The following is a 21598-nucleotide window of genomic DNA, read 5'->3' as shown; positions in this document are numbered from 1 at the left end:
GAAACCCACTAAAAAAATGACAGTAAAGATAAAAAACCTATCAAATAACGAGCTCCCTTCATATCAAACCGAAGGAGCCGCAGGCGTAGACCTAAGAGCTAATTTGCCTAACAGTAACATCACCTTACAACCCTTAGAGCGCACCCTCGTGCCTACCGGCTTATTCTTAGAAATACCCGAAGGTTATGAAGCACAAGTGCGTCCGCGTAGCGGTATGGCAATCAAGCACGGCATTACAGTAATCAATAGCCCAGGTACTATCGATTGTGATTATCGTGGCGAGGTGAAAGTACCTATCGTAAACCTATCCAATGAACCCTTTACCATTGCCCACAGCGACCGTATTGCCCAAATGGTATTTGCCAAGTATGAGAAAGCCACTTTTGAAACTGTAACCGAGCTTTCACAAACTGAAAGAGGTGCCGGAGGCTTCGGAAGCACCGGAGGTAATTAAGCAAATAGTCTCATTGAGAAATAATATATTATGAAAAAAATCATCTTAATCCTTACAGTCTTGCTATTGGTGAGCTGTAAAACCAAACAAGCAGTGGTAACCCCCGCTGGCAGAACAAGCGTTGATAAACAAGCCAAAGAAATTGTCAACCGCCACCTAAAATCGTTTCCTGATTTTAAAACACTTAGCGCTAACCTGCAAGTAACTTATAAAGACGGTAAGAATGAGCAGAGTTTGCCTCTATCTTTCCGTATGGAGAAAGACAAAACAATATGGATATCCGCTCCTTTGGGAGTAGCCAAAGCACTCATCACCCCCGAAAAAGCCGAATATTATAACCGTTTAGACAGTTCTTTTTTCAGCGGTGATTTTAGTTATATCAGCAAACTGTTAGGCATTGATGTAGGTTTTAACGAATTACAGAACCTATTATTAGGCAATGCGCTTTACAGTCTCAACTTTAAAAGCGAAGGTTTTATCAAGCTCCTCCCTGAGGACAACAACCGCTATAATATTGAAGTCACCGGCGAGTCGCCCGTAGAAGTGATTTACCGCTTTTTTCCTGATAATTACCGTGTGGAGGTTACCGAAGTAAATCATTTGGGAGCAAACCAAAAGGCAATAGCAACTTACAGCTATCAGCAAGTGGGGGAACTCTTATTGCCTCTCTCCATTAAGATAGTTGCCAGCGAGGGAGAGAATAGCACCCAAATCATTTTAGAGTTCAAAGGATTGGATTTAGATAAAAAACTGTCTTTCCCTTTTAAAATCCCATCGGGAATGAAAGAAATAACAATAAACAAGTAACAAATGTGTCGCAAACTTTGCCAAAGTTCTTGCCTGTGTGGCTCACACCTTTGGCAAAGTTAAAAATACGTTAAACTGTCCGTCGTGCTACGACCTATGAATATACTAAAAATTACACTGCTTTTGCTTTGCTTTCCGCTACTCCTTACAGCGCAAACTAAGCAAAAAGAATTAGAACAACGCAAGAAGGCACTGCTCGAACAAATCAAGCAGATGTCCGCTTTACGCCAACAACAAAGTCAGCAACACAAAACTACCATTCAGCAGATAGAAGTTGCTAATGAGAAGATATTAGCGCGCACACGCCTAATACAAATCAATCAGCAACAGGCGAATTTGCTTTCCAAAGAAATAGCTGACAACGAGGAACAACTGCGTACCCTCAAAAAAGAATTGGAATACCACAAAGGCGAATACGCTAAGATTATCAAACAGTCGTTCAAAAGTAAATCGGCACAAAACCGATTGCTGTTTTTGCTCTCTTCCGAAAGTTTTTCGCAAGCCTACAAGCGATTGGCTTATATGAAACAGTATGCCAACTATCGCAAAGAGCAGGTGAGCCTCATACGAGAAAAAACTGATAAAATAAAGACTATCAACAATACTTTGGTAGCCCAACGCAATACTAAAAACCAAGTATTGGAAGAGCAACGCCAAGAGCAAGCTACTTTGGAGACTGAGAAAAAGGAATTGGAAGTGTTGGCTACCAATATCCGTGCTGCAGAACGCAACTACGAAGCACAGATACGCGAAAAACAAAAACAAGCTAACGCTATCGACCGCGAAATACAGCGCCTGATTCGTTTGGCTATTATAGAGGCAAATAAACGTGAGAAAGAGCGTTTAGCTGCTTTAAACAGAGGAAAAAACGCTCCTAAAACTACTTCTTCTCCTTCCTCAGGTTCCAATACTGAAATTATTTTTGTACTTACTCCCGAATCACGTAAAGTAGCCGATAGCTTCGAAGCCAACAAGGGTAATCTTATTTGGCCAGTGGCAAAGGGCTACAAATCACAAGGTTTTGGGGTGTATTACGACCCTGTATATCCTGAGTTGCAACATTACAATAATGGGGTAACCATTGCTACTGAAAAAGGTTCAGAAGCCCGTTGTGTGTTTGAAGGCGAAGTATCAGCCATACAATCGATACCAGGAAGTAACAAAGTGGTGCAAGTGCGACACGGTAACTACATCACTATTTATTACAATCTCACTGATGTGTATGTAAAGAAAGGAGATAAGGTAAAAGCCAAAGAGCCTCTTGGCAAAATCTTCACCGATAGCAATGGCAAGACTGAAATGAAGTTTTTTATATATAAAAACACTACCCGCCTCAATCCCGAATTCTGGATACATAAAATGTAATAACATAAGAAAATCCCTACAAAAGTTTACTTTCTTTTGTAGGGATTTTTATTAGAGTGCTATTGTAAGTTCCAGTAGTAAGTTAAATATTTAGTGCTATGTTATGTTTTTTTCTTCTTATCATAATTGTCCTCCTAAAAATTATTCCTTTTTATAACTTGCAATTATTTTATATATTTGCACTAGAAATGGTTTAAAGTAGAATGTTATGAAAGAAAATAACAAAATGTATAAATATAAAGATTTTATTTATACAGCAAATGGAATTGTTGTTCCTGAAAAGATAATAGAACCTAAACGGCTATTCAAATATTATGGATGTGAAAATTATCATTACGAATCTTTTATGAAAGCATATTTATATGCTTCACATCCTTATAATTTTAATGATTCTATTGATGGTTCTTCTCTGTTGCTAAATTTTAAAAATATAGACAAAGAAAAATATAACAAACTTTGGAACGAGGTAAGATGGGAAGGTGAAGAAAACAATCCTGATAATTACTACGCAGATAATTTGAAGGGATTTGAACATATTAGACAGAGATACTATATTTTCAAAACCAAAAGAATAGGACTTGTTTCTCTAACTTCATCACCTTTAAATATATTGATGTGGGCACATTATTCGAGTGAAAAAGGCTTTGCTATAGAATTAGATACTCAAAAACTTAAAGATAACATTAAAAATCTTAATGAGGATATAGAGAGGTTTTCTTTAAAACCTATTCAATATGTTAAAAAGTTAGAAGCTATAGATGTTTCAGCTAAAGATTTTTATCAAACTGATATTCCTCTTTCATATATAAGTAATATAAAAAGAGATGTGTGGAAATATGAGAATGAATGGCGATTACGAATATATAAAGAAGCTATGAAAGTACCAATTAGTAATTTCTTCCCTACTTTAAAAAATATTGAAGGAAGCAATAGATTTACGTATTATCCTAAAGAAGCTATAAAAGCTGTTTTTTTAGGCAAATATTTTGCTAATGGCAATAACTGTGAAGCTATATATGATAAAGAAATAAAGCTGAAAAATAGTTGTGAAAATAAGCTTTTTATAAAGTTCATTAATTATTTATCAGAATATTTTAATGATAGATTATATCTTTCAGGAGAATTAGAATCGAATAGTACTTTTGGTAGAACTCTTGGTAAAATTGAATTAAGAAAAATAGATGATTTAACTTTTGAAATTATAGATTTAAAAGAGAAATATAAGCAAATTAAATAGACTTTTGCCACCTAAACCAAACTTTCAGCGCCTTTATAGTTCACACCCCATTGTAATATCATCTGATTTCTTTTGCAAGTCTACCTCGTCTGCCCCGTCCGACAAGTCCGCCTTGTCCGATACCTTGCTAATATGAGTTCCTCCCCTAAAACAAACTCAACTGTTCCACGGGTAGTAGCTGAAATGTTTTGCGGTGGTGCTCAGTAGCGCCGTGTTCGGCGATAGCTTTGCGGTGTTCGGGGGTGGGATAACCTTTGTTTTGCTGCCAATGGTACTCAGAGAACTGTTGGGCAAGATCTTCCATATAGGCATCGCGGTAGGTTTTCGCAAGTATCGAAGCTGCTGCGATGGTTTGTATTTTGCCGTCGCCTTTCACCACACAAGCATAAGGAATTTTCTGGTAAGGCACAAACTTATTGCCGTCTACTGCAATAAATTCAGGGGTAGGGGAGAGCTGAGCAATAGCGCGGTGCATAGCTGTGATAGAAGCGCGAAGAATATTCAGTTCGTCTATTTCGGCAGGGAGTACGTGACAAACAGCATACGCCACTGCCTCGCGCTCAATGATAGGTCGCAGGAGGTTGCGCTGTTTTTCGGTGAGTTGTTTAGAGTCGGTGAGGAGGTCGTTTTTGAAGTCGGGGGGTAATATCACAGCTGCTGCCGTTACAGGACCCGCCAAACAGCCGCGCCCCGCCTCGTCAGTACCCGCTTCTAATGAAGAATGATAGAATAATTGTAACATAATCAGGTGTCAGGTAATAGGCGTCAGGTGTCAGGGGATAGGTTTTGTAATCTAATAACCATTTTTTTTGGATTGTCCCCTTATAAAAAGCAATAGAAAAACCCGATTTATTACCTAAAATCGGGTTTTTCTTAATTTTATTTTTGTGTAATGAATCTCGAGTAGTAGCTTACATCAAATATTTCATTTGTCCCTGAAATTCCGTTGTAGGTAACTACGCTAATAACAGATAAGGCTATGATTCCTGCAAAAAACAGCACTTTTCTTTCTGAAAATATAGCGCAATACGTTAAATATACAACAGCAGGTACAAAAAGCAAATAAGGAAGTACTACCCTTATATTGCTGAGAAACAAAGCAGCTACCATTAAAATTAACAGAAAAGGAGCGTGCATAAGCAATAATCCCTTACGTGTTTCCTCTTTACTTTTTCTTCTGAACAAAAAGTAAGAAACTGTCGCCGATAGAGTTAGGAATACAACCAACATATAAGGTAGGTATCCGTTGAAGATAAATCCCGCTAAAATGTAAAGCGATACGACTATCAAGTTGTTTTTAAGAGCCTGTTTCATAATATGATTTTTTAAGATTAGAGTACAAATCTATAGAATAAGAACCTAACAACCAAATAATTAATAAAGTTTAACTTTTCAACTGAGTAAAAAACGAAAAACAATCACTGTGCCAAACTATTGCTTTTCTTTGTTCTATCATATAGTTTCACCGTTTTTCTGCAACTCTATTTTAAGGATAAGACAACTCTTACCTCTTACCTAAAATAAGTGTTGAGCAGTTGCCTCCAAAGCCAAAGGAGTTAGAAAGCACGTGCTGTATAGGTTTGTATTTCAGTTTGGTTTGTGGGCGGATAGGCACTTCTTCCATTGGAGTGCTGAAGTTGAGGTTAGGGAATACCACCCCGTGTTGTAAGGCTAACACACTAAATACCGCTTCTACTGCCGAAGCTACTGCCAAAGTATGCCCCGTAAAGGCTTTGGTAGAACTAAAATCGGGGACGTGCTCATCAAAGATACGCATTAAGGCACGACTTTCGGAGAGATCGTTGTTTACGGTAGCAGTGCCGTGTGCATTGATATAATCGATATCAGCAGGGGTTAATCCTGCTACTTGTAGGGCTTTTTGCATTGCTAAAAACGCGCCTTCACCATCGGCGGAAGAGGCTGTTTGGTGATAAGCGTCATTGGTATTGCCCCACCCTTTGATTTCTGCTAATATAGTAGCCCCGCGTTGTAGGGCATTTTCTTCAGTTTCTAAAACCAAAAAAGCACCTGCTTCCCCTAAGTTTAATCCCTTGCGATGTTGGTCGAAAGGAGTGCAATCGGTATCGGAGAGAATCATCAGAGTATTAAAACCATTGATAGTGAATTTAGAGAGGGCATCGGCACCACCGGCAATGAGACAGTTGGCTCTGCCTGTACGAAGCAGGTTGATAGCTGTTATAATGGCATTTGCCGAAGAAGAGCAGGCAGTACTCACGCTGGTTACAACGCCTTTTATGCCTACATAATCGGCGATTTGGTGAGTTACTTCGCCTATGTTGTGAGTAGTGATATAGCGTCGCAGGGGTTCATCATCGCCATAGCGGAAAAAATAGTTTTCGGTCATATCCATACCCCCAACAGTAGATGCCATAATGAGTCCGCAGTGAGTGAGGGCTGAAGGGGTAAGACCGGCATTGGCAATGGCTTCTTGCAAGGCGATAATCCCCAAGAGAGAGGTGCGTGAATAGGCGTTTACTTCGGGTAATCCCAAAGCGCTAATAAGCTCAGCGTTCGTGCGTTTGATTTCGCCTACTTTGATATGGTCGGCGTGAATAGTTTCTACATTTTCAATCCTGCTGATACCAGCTTGGCGATGAGTAAGGGCATAAAAATGCTCTCCGACAGTGTTACCTATCGAAGAGTTGATACCCATTCCCGTGATGACTACTTTTTTCGGCATCGCTATTTGGTGCGGTGAGCGGTGATGTAATCAGCCATTGTTTTCACCGATTGGAAGATTTCTTTTCCTTTTTTAGGGTCGTCTAAGCGGATACCGTAATTCTTGTCGAGTAGTACGATAAGTTCGAGAGCATCGATAGAGTCGAGGGCTAAGCCTGTGCCAAAAAGGGGCTCGTTTTCATCGATATCCTCGGGGGTTACTTCTTCTAAGTTGAGTACTTCAATAATCTTGTTCTTGAGTTCTAAAATAAGTGCGTCCATTATAAAAAGTTATTATTAGGGGGCAAAGATAGTGAAGAATTAGCAAATGAGCAAATTTTGGAAATTGGCAAATTTTACTAATCTATTAAAGTTGCTATGGCTCTATAATCGCCCTCTAAGAACTCTACCCACGCCATTAGTACACTTTGGGCTTTGCCTTGGGCTAATAGAGCTTGGCTATACTGTCGTAGGAAAGGTTCAGCTTGCTCGTAGCTATCGAATACAAAAAAACTGTTTTCGGTTTTCAGCTGGTGGCGTATGCTTATCTCACCTAAACAGATGTTGGGTAGGGTGTAAACAAACACAGCGGGACTGGGGTAATATTCGTGTGGGTTCGAGATAGTAGCTTGATGTTTAAGGTCGGTATCGAGGCTGGCAGAACGATTGGCGAATACAAGGGCAACGCTATTTTTCTCCGACTGCGAAAACGGACGCAAGAGGACTTCGGCTGCTAAAAAAGCGAGCTTGCTGAGGTTATCCATTTTGAAGAACTTGGGATAATCCATTTGCAGGACTTTGAGGGCTTTTTTTGAGAAATCGACGAAAGAAGTACTTTTATCGGAGAAAAGCACAGAGTCGTTGAGAGTTATGGTATTATTTTCTATCGTACAAGTTTTCATATTTTAAGTGATACTATATAAGGGAGCTCCTATGAGTTCAAAATCTTTCTTATTCAAGGTATAGATACTCATATCATAATAAATAGCAGTAGCTCCTATCAGTGTGTCGGCAACTTTTGAATGAGGTTTTTGGAAAACAAGTTTCATTGCGACGTTACAAATATCATCGTTGATGTTAATTACTGGAATGCTATTTATTACTGCTTTTAGCTTCATTCGCTTAGCCCTTTCGATACCCTCATAGAAAGCGGGCCATTTCATCAATGGTTATCGTTATTTCTGCACTACTATTAAGAATGTAACGGCTTATTACATTCGTATCGCAAATTACCTTTTTCATTTTATCGGATAGGGTCACAAGGAGCAATTAACCCTTTTTTATAAAGGTCGGCTCCCACTTTTTGGGCTTCTTTTATAAGAGTAGTTAGGTTTTCTTCTTGATGAGCATCTTCTTTTTCTTCTATTATAAGAGCAAAACCTATTTTTTTATTACCTACATCTAAGGTAGTTTGCTTTTTTTTCTTTTCTAAAACATCTGTTCCCATAATATTCATTATTTTCTGCAAAGATACAAATAATTTGCCAATATACTAACGCGATTTGTAAACACTTCTTATGATATTTTGGAAATATCTAATCGTTAATCACTTTTATTGCTAATGCTGTGTTGCTTCCGCCAAAACCTGAGGCAGTTTTTAGGACGTGTTTTACTTCTGTGTGTTGGGTTTGTTTTAGTACATTGATGGGCTGTGAAACGCCTAAGGTTTCATAATTTAGGCTCTTTAAGAGGATTTTATGGCGAGCAAATTCGATGGTGAGTACGGTTTCGAGCAAACCTGAAGTGCCTAAGGTATGACCGAAATAACCTTTGTAGCTGTTTAGCGGAGAAGACAAGAGTCCGGCGCGCATAAAGGCATTGCTCTCCATCTCGTCGTTATAAAGGGTACCGGTGCCGTGAGCGTTGATGAGGTCTATCTGTTCAGGGCGTAACTTTGCCTCATCGAGGGCGTTTAGGACGCTTAAATAAAGCCCTTCGCCTGTGCGTGAAGGTCCTGAAATATGGTTGGCATCGTTGATAGAACTGCTACCCAAAAGTTGTGCTTTAGCGCCTGTTGCCTCACGGGTTACATAAGCCACTGCGGTAGCCTCACCCAAGGTAATACCATCGCGTTGAGCATCATAAGGTCTGCAAGGTTGTGCACTCATCGCTTGAAAGGAATGAAAGCCCGAAAGCACAAATTCGCTTATCTCATCGCCTGCTAATACTATGGCACTACCGTAAGCATTAGCTTTTAGGAGTCTATCGGCTACCGAGAGTGCCATTGCTCCTGAGACACAAGCGTTGGAAACGACTATGGGAGTAGTGGTTACCCCTATGGCATTAGCCATTTTTTGAGCCAAAGTTGAAAGCAGAGGAGCGCTATCGCCATTGGCAAGCGCCGAAATATTGCCTTTGGTAGAGGAAAGGATAAGAGCGGTTCGAGGGGTGATTTTGATTTTATGGAAAATAGGTGCTATTGCCAAGAGCAGAAGCTTTTCTAAGCGTGAAAAGTCATTGCGTTCTACCACCTGCTGAAATCGGTTTTCGATAGCTCCGTCGCCAATCTTAGAAAGGCAAACATCGGTGAGCTGTCCGTACATAGGATAACGGGCAATAGCTGAGCGTTCGCGCAGTAACAAACGGGCGGTGGTAGGGAGGTCGAAGCCTAAAGGGGTTACTATATTATAATGCTGGATATACATTTTTGGTGGCAGGAGCCTTACAAACTTTTGATACAAAGTGCAAAGATACGACGTAATTAGCAAATTAGCAAGTCGTAGCACGACAGGCATAGAAAATTAGCAGATTAGAAAATTAGAAAATGGGGTGTGAGGTTGAGTTAGAGGAATGAGGCTGTGCCTCAGAAATTAAACAAAATTTAAACAAAATCAAGGCTACGCCTTGTGAGGTAACTTTTTAGAACATCAATTTTGGCAAATTTTGAAACTTTGGCAAAGTGTGCACCTCAAAAACGATAGGTTGGGGTTATTAGGAGGATTCGGAAGATATCGGAAAAGAACGGAAGAGAGCTGAGAGAAGTTTTGGCGAAAAAAGGGTGTAAGGAGGGTGGGGTTAGCTTATAGAGAGCTTATAGGAAGCTTATACGAATCTTGGACGATTGGTATAGAAAGGGTATATAAGTGATTGACTTATAGTATAATACAACGAGTGTAAAAATGGTAAAAACGAGGTTTCGAGACGAAAGAAAAGAGAATCCTCACCCCGTCCCTCTCCCAAGGAGAGGAGGAATGTGGTGACGGGAAAAGGGAATTGTAGCGACGGGAAGGGGGAATGTGGAGACGGGAAAAGTATCGAGAGCTTTCCAAAATAATGGGGGTGTAGTGATGTTTTCTTCAGTTTGTCAATTATCGAAAATGAACTTTTTGCCATCTTCGGCTAAAAAGACGTTCTTAAAGACTTCTTGTGCTTCCTGCTTGAAGAGATTGACATCGGGATAGCGAGAGGAGTAGTGCCCTAAAATGAGGGCATCGGCGTGGGCATTCTTAGCTGTGAGTCCTGCTTGATAGGCGGTGGAGTGCATTGTTTTAACTGCGAGTTCTTCGTTTATCTCTAAAAAGGTAGATTCGTGATACACAACTCTTGCGCCTTGTATTTCGGTAGCCAAAGCTTCGAAATAAAGAGTATCGCTACAATAGGCATAGCTTTGCGGGCGGTGAGGGTCGAAGGTGAGCTCAGTATTGGCAATAGTTTTGCCGTTTTCTAATGTTATATCTTTGCCGTTTTTGATGTTCTGATAGTCGCACGTTTGTATCTCGGGATACTCAGCAATTGCGTCGATATTTAGGCGACGTTCGCCTTCTTTTTCTTGAAAGAGAAAACCATTGGTATAGACGCGGTGTTGCAACGGAATGGTACGCACGAGCACTTTGTCGTCTTCGTATAAGAGTTCGGAGGTTTTGGAAGATAGCTCGTGAAAATACAAGGGAAAAGGGGTATAAGCACCGCCGAGTTTGAGGATGAGCAAAACGGCTTCTTTGATGCCCTTAGGACCGTAGATGTGCATTTCGGCTTCGCGACCGAGGAGTTGGAAAGTAGAGATGAGTCCGAAGAGTCCGTAGAAATGGTCGCCGTGGAGGTGAGAGATGAAGATGTGCTTGATGCGGGAGAACTTAGCATTGGCATTGCGGAGGGCGATTTGGGTAGCCTCTCCACAATCGATGAGGAACAGATGACCGCGCATTTCGAGCAGTTGTGCCGAAGGACGGGCGTTGGAGCGAGGGGTCGCACTGTGACAACCCAAGATAGTTACTTCCATAAGTCGCGTTCTATTTCGTCGAGTTCAATAAGGTCGTACGCCTCTTGGAGGGTAGGAGCGATATGCAGGGTGAGTTCAAAATCTTCGAGCGCTAAGGCACGTTGCACCACCACCACTGATTTGTGATGTTGCTGATTGTGCTGTTGGGCAAAGACGACGAGTGGTTTGAGGTCTTTCTTTAACCAGTGTTCCTCTTCGGGGAGGGTAATGATGATGTGCTGTTTTTTAAGGGTTTCGTTGGTATTAAAATCGGCTATCCAAGAGGGGAGTTGCGTTTTAGTGAGGGTAATTACAGTAGTTTCTTTCATTGAGTAAAATTATTTGCGCAAAGTTATGAATAATATTTAAAATACAAAATAATCTTTTCAAATAAATACTCTAGAAGGTCGTAGCACGAGCCATAACACGACAGACAATAAAAAACTTTAGCAAAGTGAATTAGACTAATAATCAATACCTCTTTTGAACATACTTATAAAAGCATTTCGCAAACAAATCCTCAAGGCAAAACCTTTTGTCCCTCTCGAGAGATCTCGAAATCACATTATTTCCAATTCTCTCTTTTTCAATTTTTCAAGAGTAGAAACAATACCTTTAGTTACATCATAAGAGTACTCTTGTTTTATAAAATCTTCTATTAATTTTATTTCTCTTTCTTCTTTCACTATAATATTCTGAATGTCTTGTATAAATATTTTCAAAGTGTGATACTCGTCATAAAAATGAGGTTTAGGTTTATTAATTATCTCTATATAATCTTCTCTTTTTTCTCCATTAGGTTTACATTCCCTAATAAAAGGGGTTTCAAAAAAATTTTTTCGCCATTCCCTTTCGTTATAAGCTATCCTTTCTTTATTATTTTTATCTCTTACTTTGTATGGTTTAAGTAAGTATATTTGTCTTAAAGTGTTTTCAAATATACTTCCAAATAAGTTTTGGATAGCAGATAATAAATCATCTGAAGTTTTTTCATTTACATTAGCCATTAAGTCTTCTACTTCTTTAGAGCAAGGATTAACCTTAATATCATAACAAGGGTTGTCTTTTTTAAACTGTTTTATTCCCTTAATAACTTGAGGAACTACACCTGCATTAAGATTGTAATGAAACCCTTGTCCTATTTTACTATCTTCAGACAGATACATAACAGGATTTAAATCATATTTATTCATTCCTAAATCTCTGCTAATAACTATTCCATAATCTCCGTAGCTGACTACTTCACCGTTTCCAATATCTCTAAATAAGATATTTGAAAAACTAATCATAGGAATAAGTATATTTTCTTTATTAAAAACTTCTTTACTATATGAAGCATAAAGACCTTCTTTTAAGATAGATTTTAATGATTCTATCGTTTTTGTTGAATGTATTAATTGATTTATTTGTTTCATACTCTAGTCTATTAACCTTACCTTTTTTATATAAGCTTTTTCCAGTACAAATATACAAAATAATTATGAGTTTAGGGATAAAAATATTTTTTTTAGAGGAATAACTACACTAGAGATTAGGAGATAATAAAAAAAACTTTACCAAAATTTGAAACTTTGGCAAAGTTGTATAATATGTAGTTCGCACTAATTAATAATATCGAAGCCTGTGTATTTTCTGAGGACTTCGGGTACCACAATACCGTTGGGGGTTTGGTAGTTTTCTAAAATACCGGCTAATACGCGCGGGAGGGCAAGTGAACTACCGTTGAGGGTATGTGCTAAGCGGTTTTTACCGTCGGTGTCCTTGAAACGCAATTTAAGACGGTTGGCTTGGAAGGTTTCGAAGTTAGACACTGAGCTTATCTCTAACCACTTTTCTTGAGCGGTGGAATATACCTCGAAATCGTAAGTAATTGCTGAGGTAAAGCCTAAATCGCCACCACAAAGGCGCAAGATATGGTAAGGGAGTTTCAACTCATTGAGAATGCCTTTTACGTGTTCTATCATTCCTTCGAGCGCTTTATAAGAGTGGTCGGGGTGCTCGATGCGTACAATCTCCACCTTGTCGAACTGATGCAAGCGGTTGAGCCCGCGTACGTGAGCACCATAGCTACCAGCTTCACGACGGAAGCAAGGGGTATAGGCGGTACAGCAGATAGGCAAATCGCTTTCGTTGAGCAAGGTATCGCGGAAAATATTAGTCACAGGCACCTCAGCGGTAGGGATAAGGTAGAGGTTATCTACCCCTACGTGGTACATCTGTCCTTCTTTATCGGGTAACTGACCGGTGCCATAGCCTGAGGCTTCGTTTACTACGTGAGGCACTTGGTATTCGTTATAGCCTGCCTCGGTGTTCTTGTCGAGGAAGTAGGTAATGAGAGCGCGTTGCAGTTTTGCTCCTTTGCCTTTGTACACAGGGAAGCCTGCACCGGTGAGCTTTACGCCTAACTCGAAATCGATGAGGTCGTACTTCTTGGCGAGTTCCCAGTGAGGAAGAGCGTCTTTACCTAAATCAGGAATAGTACCTGCCTCGAATACGACTAGATTGTCGGCTTCGGAAGTACCTTCGGGCACCAACTCATTAGGGATATTAGGCACGCGGTAGAGCAAATCGTTAAGCTCCTCTACGGTAGTGTTGAGGGTATCGGTAAGGGTTTTGATATCTTCTTTAAGGGTAGCGGTTTGCTCTTTAAGAGTATTGGCTTTGTCGGTTTCACCTGCTTTAAAGAGGTTGCCTATTTCCTTAGAAAGGTTATTGGATTTCGCCAGTGTTTCATCTAATGAAAGCTGAGTGCTACGGCGTTTTTCGTCTAAGGCGATAATATCGTCTATGAGAGACAACTCTTTAAAGTTGCGCTTTTTAAGACCGGTGAGCACGCGGTCTTTTTCTTCTCTAATAGTGTTTAGTTGTAACATATCTTTTCAATTAACAATTGACAATTGACAATTAACAAGGGAGTAGGAGGTTAATCTTTATCTTTATAATGTCCATAAGCTGACAAAATTTCTATGCGCTTTTTCTCTTCAAAAATCTCGTACATTAGTCTATGTTTTGCATCTATTCTACGAGACCAAACATCACTTTCTCCATAATGCCTAAGAGCTTCAGGATTTCCTACTCCACGAGTAGGATCTTGTGCTATCTCTTCTAAAAGTTCAGCAATTCTTTTAAGAATTTTTACCTGCTTTGCTTTTTTGTGTTTCTTAATATGCTTAAAATAAGTATCAGAGTAAGAAAGCTCATATAAAACTGCATCTTCTTCCATTATTCTAAAAGCATTTTACGCATTTGTTCTTTACTAACTTTTGTCTTTTTCTCAGCACGAGCCTTATCAACCATACTAAAGAACTCTTGCTCTGTCATTTCAGTATCATCTGTTACTTTTAGTATCTTAAATTTTAAACTTTTAAGTGCTAATTTAGCTTCTTCTAAGGATATTCCTTTAGGAGGTTCAATGGTTAAAGTTCCTGTTCTCATTTGTTATTATTTTTTAAGTATTAGGATTTGACGTAAAATGTAATAAGTATTTTTCAACTTTGCCAAAGTTTCGAGCCACACGGGCAAGAAACTTTGGTAAAGTGTGTGACAACCTAATTACAAAGCAGTTGCAAAGGCAAATAAACCAAAGACAATACCTGGTAAGTTCGCTAATAATATAGGATAGTCTCTTTTGGGTTTTTTGAAAAAGCCATATATCACCCATAACGAGCAGTTAATTGCTGCTACCAAAGGCTGTATAGGATTCCCCTTGTGTCCTGCAAGGTTATCACTGATTTGTGGTATGTATGACACATACATACTAATAGAGGCAGCCATTGCTACCCAACCTAAAATGTTAAAGAGTTTTCCGTTCTCCATATATAATTATTTTTTAAGTTTATTAACTATAATAATTTTGTAAATAAATAATTGCTCGTGCGACTAGCATCATTACTCCGTAGGTGATAAGAAAGCAGTCTTATCAGCAATTTTTTGAGCAAAGGAGGCTATGGAGTTCTCGCTAAGTTCTCGCATAAAATTATCTCTGAAAGGCTGTACGGAAGCGTGTAACGGACAGGGTTTCTCTGATGAACACTCTTTGAAGCCCATCGCACAGGCGATAAACTTATCGGCTTCACCTATTTGCTCTACAACAGTCATTAAAGGAGCTTGTTTTTCCTCATCGGAGAGCCAAAAGCCTCCCCCAGGACCTTTGTTGGAGCTAATTACCTTTTTGCGGGCTAAAGTTTGCAATATTTTTGCCAAAAAGGGCGTAGGAATATGTAGCGCTTCTGCCACGTCTTTGGGCGCTATTCTATGGCTTGCCGACGAGTGTATGGCAAGGTATATTACTGCATTGATGGCATACTTGCTGGAATTGGATAACATATTCGTTCGTTTTTTATTATGAGTTCTTATCTATTTGTCGACTGATGACTAATTTCTGTATTTCGGTTGTTCCCTCGCCTATGGTACACAATTTAGAGTCACGGAAGAATTTTTCGACCGGAAAATCTTTCGTATAACCATAACCGCCGTGAATTTGAATGGCTTCGGTAGCTACGCGCACACATACTTCGGAGGCGTACATCTTTGCCATTGCCCCCGATAGCGTTACACGCTGACCGTTGTTCTTTTGGAAAGCCGATTTGTGCAAGAGCAGTTCGGAAGCTTCTATTTCGGTAGCCATATCGGCGAGTTTGAAACCAACGGCTTGTAGGTCGATGAGGCGTTTACCGAACTGCATACGTTCTTTGGCGTATTTGAGGGAGGCTTCGTAAGCGCCTTTGGCAATACCCAAAGAAAGAGCACCGATAGAAATACGTCCGCCGTCTAATATCTTCATTGCTTGAATAAAGCCGTCGCCTACATCACCCAAACGATTGGCATCGGGAATACGACAATCTTGAAATATCATTTCGGCGGTTTCGCTGGCGCGCATACCGAGTTTGTTTTCTTTTTTACCACTGCTAAAACCCTTCGTACCACGTTCGACTACAAAGGCTGTGATGGCGTGTTTGTTACCTTTTTCGCCGGTACGAGCAATGACTACGGCTATCTGTCCTGTTTTGCCGTGAGTAATAAAGTTTTTAGTACCGTTCAGTATCCACTCGTCGCCGTCTTTTACAGCGGTAGTAGCCATACCTCCGGAATCAGAACCGGTATTGTGTTCGGTAATGCCCCAAGCACCTATCCATTCACCTGAAGCCAATTTGGGCAACCAGCGTTGTTTTTGCTGTTCGCTACCAAAGCTAAGGATATGATTGGTACAAAGAGAGTTATGAGCTGCTATTGAGAGCCCTATAGAAGGGTCGACTTTTGAGATTTCTTCCACAATCGCGATATAATCGTGGTAGTCGAGACCTGAGCCACCGTAGGCTTCGGGTACTAAAACGCCCATAAAGCCAAGTTCGCCTGCTTTGCGGAATACCTCCACAGGAAATTCCTGACTTTCGTCCCATTCCATCACGTGTGGACGGATATATTTTTCGGCAAACTCTTTAGCCGCATCGGCTACCATTCGTTGTGTTTCAGAATAGTTAAAATTCATTCGTTATATGCTTATTCTAATACCAAGGGGCAAAGATACAAAATAATTACGAATTACGAATTACGAATTACGATTTTTTTAATGAGGGGGTGAAAAGAAGAATGTTAATTGTTAGAGAAGTGTTATTGAATAAAAATGGTGTATAGTGGCAATAAGATTGAAGAAAAAATGTTAAAGTTTGTTATATGGCTGCATTTTTTTCAGTATTAAACAAGGAAAATACTTTTAGGTATTTTATACCATAAAACATATTAATCAGCTGTAAAACAAATAAATAAGTGTTTTACGTTTTCTGAAGAACAAGCGAACCTCAACCGAAGGTAAAGCGAAGCTAAGACGAACCTAAGACGAAGGAAAGACGAAAGAAGAGCGTTAGTTAGTTGGATCTCAGTTAGTAAAAAGAGGGAGTTTACTTATTGAAAAAAAAGTGTTAAAGAAGAACGAAATTCTTTTTAATCATCTTGAAGGCTACTGTTCGATATAGAGATACAACTGCAATCGGGCGATGCGTTGTTTATCGAAACCCTCTATTTGCAAAAGGTCGTCAAAAGATTTGAGCGTACCGAGCTCGGAACGCAAGCCTACAATCTTCTTGCCTTCTCCGTATTTCACATAAGGAATTTTGCTGAGTTCGTACATATTGAGAGTATTGATGTCCTTCTTCTCTATCACGGGTGTTGTTTGTACTTCAAAGCGCTCGGCTACTCGTTCGTATACTTCCTTTTCGAGTCCGTAGACTTCTGCCACTTGGCTGATATAGGTAAAGCCGTGCAACTTGTTGCGGTATTTCAAGATGCGATTGGAAAAGCCTTCGCCTATACCGTAGATTTTCATCAGTTCTTCGGCAGTTGCGGTATTGATATCTTGTTTGGGGTAGTGTTTTTGGGGGTATTTTTCATAGACATAAGAAGAAGTTCTGCGGTTTTTCACCCATTCGGGGAACTTAAAAGAAGGGGCTATTTTGTGCAGAAGACTGTCAGGCACACCGGTTACTTGTTGGAACTCTTCGGCAGAATTGACATACTTATTCTGTGCGCGAAAAGCTTGCAAGCGGTCGATTTGTTCTGGAGTGAGTCCGAGTTTGAAGCCTTTGTAGTCAGTGATAAAATTGGGATTGAAGGGGTAAATGGTATCTTTTTTAGGCAAGGAAACAAGAGCTCTTAGCGAGTCCATCTCCCGTTGAAGTACAGTAGTTTCAGTAGGGACGAAAGTGCGGTTAAAGCTGAGATTACGAAAGGCGAATTGCAGTGCTATGATGAGCAATAGCAAAAAAAGGACACCTCGGGTTTGTTGGCGGTTCATCGGTTTTAGGAGATAGGGGTTGGAGGATTAGAGTCGTTGTTTGAGAGCTTCGTACAAGAAAACAGCACAAGCTACCGAAACGTTTAGCGAGCTAATATCGCCTACCATTGGCAATTTGGCTTTGCTATCTACTACTTTTAGTACTGCTGGCGATACCCCGACGTCTTCTGCCCCCATAACAATAGCGGTAGGTACCGTAAAGTCTTCGGCGTATAGCAATTGGCTAGTCTTTTCGGTCGCTGCCACTACCCTAATGCCACTGCCTTGCAGGTAGTAGACTGCATCTACAAGGTTTTCGACCTTGCAGATAGGCACGCGAAACACAGCTCCTGCCGAGGTTTTGACAGTATCGGCGGTGATGCTCACACTGCCACGCTTAGGGATGATAATCCCCGAAACGCCTGTACACTCTGCCGTGCGGATAATCGCGCCAAAGTTGCGCACATCAGAAAGGTGGTCTAACACGAGGAAAAGCGGTGTGACTCCGCTTTCGGTAACTAAGATTACCAAATCCTCAAAATTGTGATAATCTACGGGGGAGAGGGTAGCGACTACCCCTTGGTGGTTTTTCTTGGTAAGGCGGTTCAGTTTTTCAACAGGCACATACTGCACGGGCACTTGGGCTGCTTGCAATAAGGGCATTAGCTCTCTAAACAAACCACCTTGTAAGCCTTTTTGCAAAAAGACTTTATCGATGGTTTTGCCTGCTTTGAGAGCTTCTATCAGGGCACGAATGCCGTATATTTGGGATTCTTGTTGCATCTTTCAAGATAAGGCTTGCGCCTCAGAAATTTTACAAATCTTTTTCAAAATCAAACAAAAGGTGATTGAGGGGACAAAGGTAGTGTATAATTAGCAAATGAGCAAATTTGGTCATTTGCTAATTAGTAGCATACCAAAGCTGATATCACAAAAACGATGGAGAGGTTTATAACCATTTGATTATAAACCTCCCCTTATTCACATACTCACCTGCGCCAGCTCGCTGACTTCCTCAAAGAGGGGGAATTGTAGTGACTAAAAGTGACAACCAAGCTTTTTATGATACCTTATAGAGTGCTACTACGCATTGACTAATTTACTCATTTTTAAATTTGCTAACTTCTTTGATATCTTTTCTCTTGGAATAAGCTACGGGCTTCGCATAGCCGATGCGCAAGAGGATTTGTGGATAGGCTTTTGCTATGGGTAAATCGGCTTGCAGTTGCGCACGGAGTTCGGGCACTTCACACGGCTGATTGAGGTAAGCATTGGCGATGCCTGCTTCGGTAAGGACGAGCAAAAAACGTTCTAATAAACGACCTGTATTTATCCAGGTGCGGATATCGTCTTTCTCAGAAGTGATAAGCACTATATCGGAGGAAGATTGTATCTTCTTCAAGTCGGTTTTGTTTTGCTTATCGGCTTTTAATGATGCCTTTACAATGGGCTCGGTTACCCAACGAGGGAGATTAGGAGCGCCGAGCACTGCGTAACTGAGTCCGTCGCGAGTGCTTTCAGAATGCTTTTTGTTGAAGCGTATCCACGAGAGGAGTTCGTTTTTGAAAGCGGGGTCAGCCATTTGCACGGCATTGCCTTGCATTACTGCTTCGGTAAGTGTTGCAAAAAGCGGAGAACCATTGGCGAAAGTGTAGAGCTTTGCGCCCGTATCGTCCATAGCTTTGCTTACTAAACTTTCGAGCAAAGGAGCGTCGATGCGTTTGCCGTCGTATACCGAGCGGTTGGTTTGGCGTTTAGGAATGACAGCTGCTAAGGAGCTGGGTGTTACATCTTCTCGTTTTTGCAAAAGCACGGTGATGACGCCTTCGCTGGTGAGTTGTACCTGAGTGTGATAGTGCAATTCGGTGGCTTTTAGGCAGAGGTTTTCCAGAGCACAGCCCAAGCTCATAAACAGTTCGCGGTGTTTGCCGTCTACGGCAGGGAGCGCTTTGGTAAAATCGGGCGTAATAATGATGCGGTTGTTCTCAACAGTGAAGAACCAAGGTTGAGAATTGTGACCTGAAGGGGCTTGTGTAGCCGCAGTGACCAATGTGAGGAGGTCAGGATTTTGACCGTTGGACTTTAAGGCAGTCAACGTCATAAGAAGTGTGATACTAAACATTTTTAAGTTCATTTTTAAGTTGTTTTTGTTTTACAGTGCAAAGTAACGGTGAAAAAGCGATGAAAAAATGAACTTGGGTTAAGAAATGCGTGAATGGCAATGAGAAAATTTGGAAATGAAAAAATTAGAGAATTAGAAAATTAGAAAATGAGTAGTGATAAAAAATAGTTTTTTGACAGGTTTGACTTGTCGTACAAATCGGACTGGTCAGGGGGGGTCGGAAGGAAACGGAATTTTTCAGAAGGAGGCTAAGGGGGTTTTTGGTGAAAAAAGGCTGTTAGGAGGGTGGGGTTAGCTTATAGAGAGCTTATAGGAAGCTTATACGAATCTTGGAAGATTGGTATAGAAAGGGTATATAAATAGTTGATAGTGAATAGTTAAAAGTGAGTGGTTAGAGGGTGAAAAGCGAGAAGAAAAGCGAAAGAAATCGGTATTTATATATAAAGATTATTCATAAGAAGTAAAAGGATTAAAAAAAGCTGCCTCATTTTAAGAAGCAGCTTTTTTGTTGATTGTTCATTATCAATTGTTCATTAAATTAAACCACGCCTTGGTCGAGCATTGCGTGAGCTACTTTCATAAAGCCTGCGATGTTAGCACCTTTCACGTAGTTAATATAACCATCTTCCTGACCATATTTGAGGCAAGCGTTGTGGATAGACTCCATAATTTGGTGTAACTTAGCATCAACTTCTTCAGCTCTCCACGCGAGGTGCGCTGCATTTTGAGTCATTTCAAGACCTGAAGTAGCTACCCCTCCTGCATTCACTGCTTTACCTGGGGCGAAAGGCAATTTAGCATCTTGGAACACTTTGATTGCCTCAGGAGTACAACCCATATTCGATACTTCGGCTACGAGTTTTACACCATTTTTGATAAGCATTTGAGCATCATTGCCGTCTAATTCGTTTTGGAATGCACAAGGTAAGGCAATATCACAAGGGATAGTCCACGCTTTTTTACCTGCGGTAAACTTACTTTCTTTAGCAAATTTTTCGGCAAAAGGAGCTACAATATTGCGGTTAGAAGCACGAAGTTCGAGCATATAGTCAATCATTTCGTGAGTCATACCATTAGGTACTTCTACACAACCATCGGGACCTGAAAGTCCGATAACTTTGGCGCCCAACTGGGTCGCTTTTTGTGAGGCACCCCAGGCTACATTACCAAAGCCTGATACTACTACGCGTTGTCCTTTGATGTCTCTGCCGAGTTTTTTAAGCATATGGTCTACAAAGTAGAGCGCGCCATAACCTGTAGCTTCAGGACGAATGAGCGAACCTCCCCAGTTGATACCTTTACCGGTGAGTACCCCAGTGTTATACTCGTGGGCTAATTTCTTGTACATACCGTACATATAGCCTATTTCGCGTCCGCCTACACCCACGTCGCCAGCAGGCACGTCGGTATCAGGACCTATATATTTCCAAAGTTCGAGTATAAAGGCTTGGCAGAAACGCATAATTTCGGCATCGGACTTACCGGTAGGGTCGAAGTCAGAACCCCCTTTAGCGCCTCCCATAGGCAGGGTAGTGAGGGCGTTTTTGAAAGTTTGTTCGAAGCCAAGAAATTTAAGCATTGAAGGGTTCACAGCTTTGTGGAAGCGGATACCACCTTTATAGGGACCTATGGCAGCGTTGAACTGCACGCGGTAGCCGAGGTTGCTTTGCACTTCGCCTTTATCGTCAACCCAATCCACGCGGAAGGTATGAATGCGGTCGGGCTCTACGATGCGTTCTATAATTTTAGCTTTGGCAAATTCGGGGTGCTGGTTGTACACCTCTTGTACTGATTCAAGCACTTCGTGTACTGCTTGCAAGTACTCTTTTTCTCCTGGGTGTTTTGCCTCTAAGGAGGTCATTATTTTTTTTACGTCCATAATATATTTAATTAGTTATGAATTATGTGTTAATGAATTATTTAGTTACGCAAATATATTAATGAGCGACAAAAGTAGTTAATATTAT

At 40.6% G+C, this 21598-nt stretch carries 25 protein-coding genes; 4 read left to right on the top strand and 21 right to left on the bottom strand.

From position 1 onward, the window contains the following. Positions 1-16 precede the first annotated feature (16 nt). The 4 genes from dut to HMPREF1321_RS09780 all read left to right on the top strand — a co-directional run bounded on the left by dut (position 17) and on the right by HMPREF1321_RS09780 (position 3863). Entirely contained in the window at positions 17-454 is a 438-nt protein-coding gene (gene dut / locus HMPREF1321_RS09795) for a dUTP diphosphatase (protein ID WP_002674355.1), read from the top strand. Positions 455-484: 30 nt separating this feature from the next. Then, positions 485-1261: a DUF4292 domain-containing protein gene (locus HMPREF1321_RS09790; RefSeq protein ID WP_009422428.1), complete on the top strand. Its 777-nt coding sequence runs from the start codon at positions 485-487 to the stop codon at positions 1259-1261. Between the two features lie 96 nt (positions 1262-1357). Beyond that, a complete protein-coding gene (locus HMPREF1321_RS09785; protein WP_009409901.1) occupies positions 1358-2626 on the top strand; it encodes a murein hydrolase activator EnvC family protein in 1269 nt (422 codons plus the stop codon). 208 nt (positions 2627-2834) lie between these two features. Next, a complete protein-coding gene (locus HMPREF1321_RS09780) occupies positions 2835-3863 on the top strand; it encodes a DUF2971 domain-containing protein (protein ID WP_009422378.1) in 1029 nt (342 codons plus the stop codon). 145 nt (positions 3864-4008) lie between these two features. Here the strand turns inward: HMPREF1321_RS09780 and HMPREF1321_RS09775 are convergent, their stop codons facing one another. The 21 genes from HMPREF1321_RS09775 to gdhA form a co-directional block, all read right to left on the bottom strand. Then, positions 4009-4605 carry a ribonuclease HII gene (locus HMPREF1321_RS09775; protein ID WP_009422387.1) on the bottom strand — a complete coding sequence of 199 codons (597 nt, stop codon included), beginning with the start codon at positions 4603-4605 and terminating at the stop codon, positions 4009-4011. A 137-nt stretch (positions 4606-4742) separates the two neighbouring features. Beyond that, a complete protein-coding gene (locus tag HMPREF1321_RS09770) occupies positions 4743-5177 on the bottom strand; it encodes a hypothetical protein (protein WP_009422398.1) in 435 nt (144 codons plus the stop codon). 190 nt (positions 5178-5367) lie between these two features. Beyond that, complete coding sequence (locus HMPREF1321_RS09765) at positions 5368-6564, bottom strand: beta-ketoacyl-[acyl-carrier-protein] synthase family protein (RefSeq protein ID WP_009422389.1); 1197 nt, start codon at positions 6562-6564, stop codon at positions 5368-5370. A 2-nt stretch (positions 6565-6566) separates the two neighbouring features. Further along, complete coding sequence (locus HMPREF1321_RS09760) at positions 6567-6824, bottom strand: phosphopantetheine-binding protein (protein ID WP_002674344.1); 258 nt, start codon at positions 6822-6824, stop codon at positions 6567-6569. Positions 6825-6901: 77 nt separating this feature from the next. After that, positions 6902-7444, bottom strand: coding sequence for a hypothetical protein (locus HMPREF1321_RS09755; protein WP_009422363.1), 543 nt, complete (start codon positions 7442-7444; stop codon positions 6902-6904). A gap of 3 nt (positions 7445-7447) precedes the next feature. Then, positions 7448-7705 carry a hypothetical protein gene (locus tag HMPREF1321_RS09750; RefSeq protein ID WP_009422439.1) on the bottom strand — a complete coding sequence of 86 codons (258 nt, stop codon included), beginning with the start codon at positions 7703-7705 and terminating at the stop codon, positions 7448-7450. Between the two features lie 80 nt (positions 7706-7785). Beyond that, entirely contained in the window at positions 7786-7989 is a 204-nt protein-coding gene (locus HMPREF1321_RS09745; RefSeq protein WP_009422435.1) for a hypothetical protein, read from the bottom strand. A gap of 88 nt (positions 7990-8077) precedes the next feature. After that, positions 8078-9187, bottom strand: coding sequence for a beta-ketoacyl synthase N-terminal-like domain-containing protein (locus HMPREF1321_RS09740; RefSeq protein ID WP_009422430.1), 1110 nt, complete (start codon positions 9185-9187; stop codon positions 8078-8080). A gap of 659 nt (positions 9188-9846) precedes the next feature. After that, a complete protein-coding gene (locus HMPREF1321_RS09735; RefSeq protein ID WP_009422390.1) occupies positions 9847-10761 on the bottom strand; it encodes a ribonuclease Z in 915 nt (304 codons plus the stop codon). After that, the gene (locus HMPREF1321_RS09730; RefSeq protein ID WP_009422413.1) at positions 10752-11069 is read right to left on the bottom strand and encodes a hypothetical protein; all 318 of its coding nucleotides are present in this window, start codon (positions 11067-11069) and stop codon (positions 10752-10754) included. The genes HMPREF1321_RS09735 and HMPREF1321_RS09730 overlap by 10 nt, the downstream gene beginning before the upstream one ends. Before the next feature lie 231 nt (positions 11070-11300). After that, positions 11301-12155 carry an abortive infection system antitoxin AbiGi family protein gene (locus tag HMPREF1321_RS09725; RefSeq protein WP_009422371.1) on the bottom strand — a complete coding sequence of 285 codons (855 nt, stop codon included), beginning with the start codon at positions 12153-12155 and terminating at the stop codon, positions 11301-11303. 186 nt (positions 12156-12341) lie between these two features. Beyond that, entirely contained in the window at positions 12342-13613 is a 1272-nt protein-coding gene (serS, locus tag HMPREF1321_RS09720) for a serine--tRNA ligase (RefSeq protein WP_009422381.1), read from the bottom strand. A 50-nt stretch (positions 13614-13663) separates the two neighbouring features. Next, positions 13664-13963, bottom strand: a complete 300-nt coding sequence (locus HMPREF1321_RS09715; RefSeq protein ID WP_009422408.1) for a Txe/YoeB family addiction module toxin — start codon at positions 13961-13963, stop codon at positions 13664-13666. Next, on the bottom strand, positions 13963-14175 hold the full coding sequence (locus HMPREF1321_RS09710) for a hypothetical protein (protein ID WP_009422414.1): 213 nt from the start codon (positions 14173-14175) through the stop codon (positions 13963-13965). Before HMPREF1321_RS09710 ends, HMPREF1321_RS09715 begins: the two co-directional genes overlap by 1 nt. Before the next feature lie 117 nt (positions 14176-14292). Then, positions 14293-14556: a SemiSWEET family transporter gene (locus tag HMPREF1321_RS09705; RefSeq protein ID WP_009412761.1), complete on the bottom strand. Its 264-nt coding sequence runs from the start codon at positions 14554-14556 to the stop codon at positions 14293-14295. Between the two features lie 72 nt (positions 14557-14628). Further along, positions 14629-15066 (bottom strand): RrF2 family transcriptional regulator, encoded by a 438-nt coding sequence (locus tag HMPREF1321_RS09700; protein WP_009419476.1) that lies wholly within the window; start codon positions 15064-15066, stop codon positions 14629-14631. A gap of 16 nt (positions 15067-15082) precedes the next feature. Continuing rightward, on the bottom strand, positions 15083-16228 hold the full coding sequence (locus HMPREF1321_RS09695; protein WP_009419475.1) for an acyl-CoA dehydrogenase family protein: 1146 nt from the start codon (positions 16226-16228) through the stop codon (positions 15083-15085). 468 nt (positions 16229-16696) lie between these two features. Then, entirely contained in the window at positions 16697-17530 is an 834-nt protein-coding gene (locus HMPREF1321_RS09690) for a helix-hairpin-helix domain-containing protein (RefSeq protein WP_009422409.1), read from the bottom strand. A gap of 27 nt (positions 17531-17557) precedes the next feature. After that, the gene (gene rlmB / locus HMPREF1321_RS09685) at positions 17558-18292 is read right to left on the bottom strand and encodes a 23S rRNA (guanosine(2251)-2'-O)-methyltransferase RlmB (RefSeq protein ID WP_009422406.1); all 735 of its coding nucleotides are present in this window, start codon (positions 18290-18292) and stop codon (positions 17558-17560) included. 316 nt (positions 18293-18608) lie between these two features. Next, the gene (locus HMPREF1321_RS09680; RefSeq protein WP_034575997.1) at positions 18609-19643 is read right to left on the bottom strand and encodes an Acg family FMN-binding oxidoreductase; all 1035 of its coding nucleotides are present in this window, start codon (positions 19641-19643) and stop codon (positions 18609-18611) included. A 526-nt stretch (positions 19644-20169) separates the two neighbouring features. Then, complete coding sequence (gdhA, locus tag HMPREF1321_RS09675; protein WP_009422345.1) at positions 20170-21510, bottom strand: NADP-specific glutamate dehydrogenase; 1341 nt, start codon at positions 21508-21510, stop codon at positions 20170-20172. Between the last annotated feature and the right edge of the window lie 88 nt (positions 21511-21598).

The organism is Capnocytophaga sp. oral taxon 412 str. F0487, assembly GCF_000271925.1.
Taxonomy (GTDB): Bacteria; Bacteroidota; Bacteroidia; order Flavobacteriales; family Flavobacteriaceae; genus Capnocytophaga; species Capnocytophaga ochracea.
The sequence above is the reverse complement of the archived record's forward strand: the minus strand, read 5'-3'. Positions and strand labels throughout refer to the sequence as shown.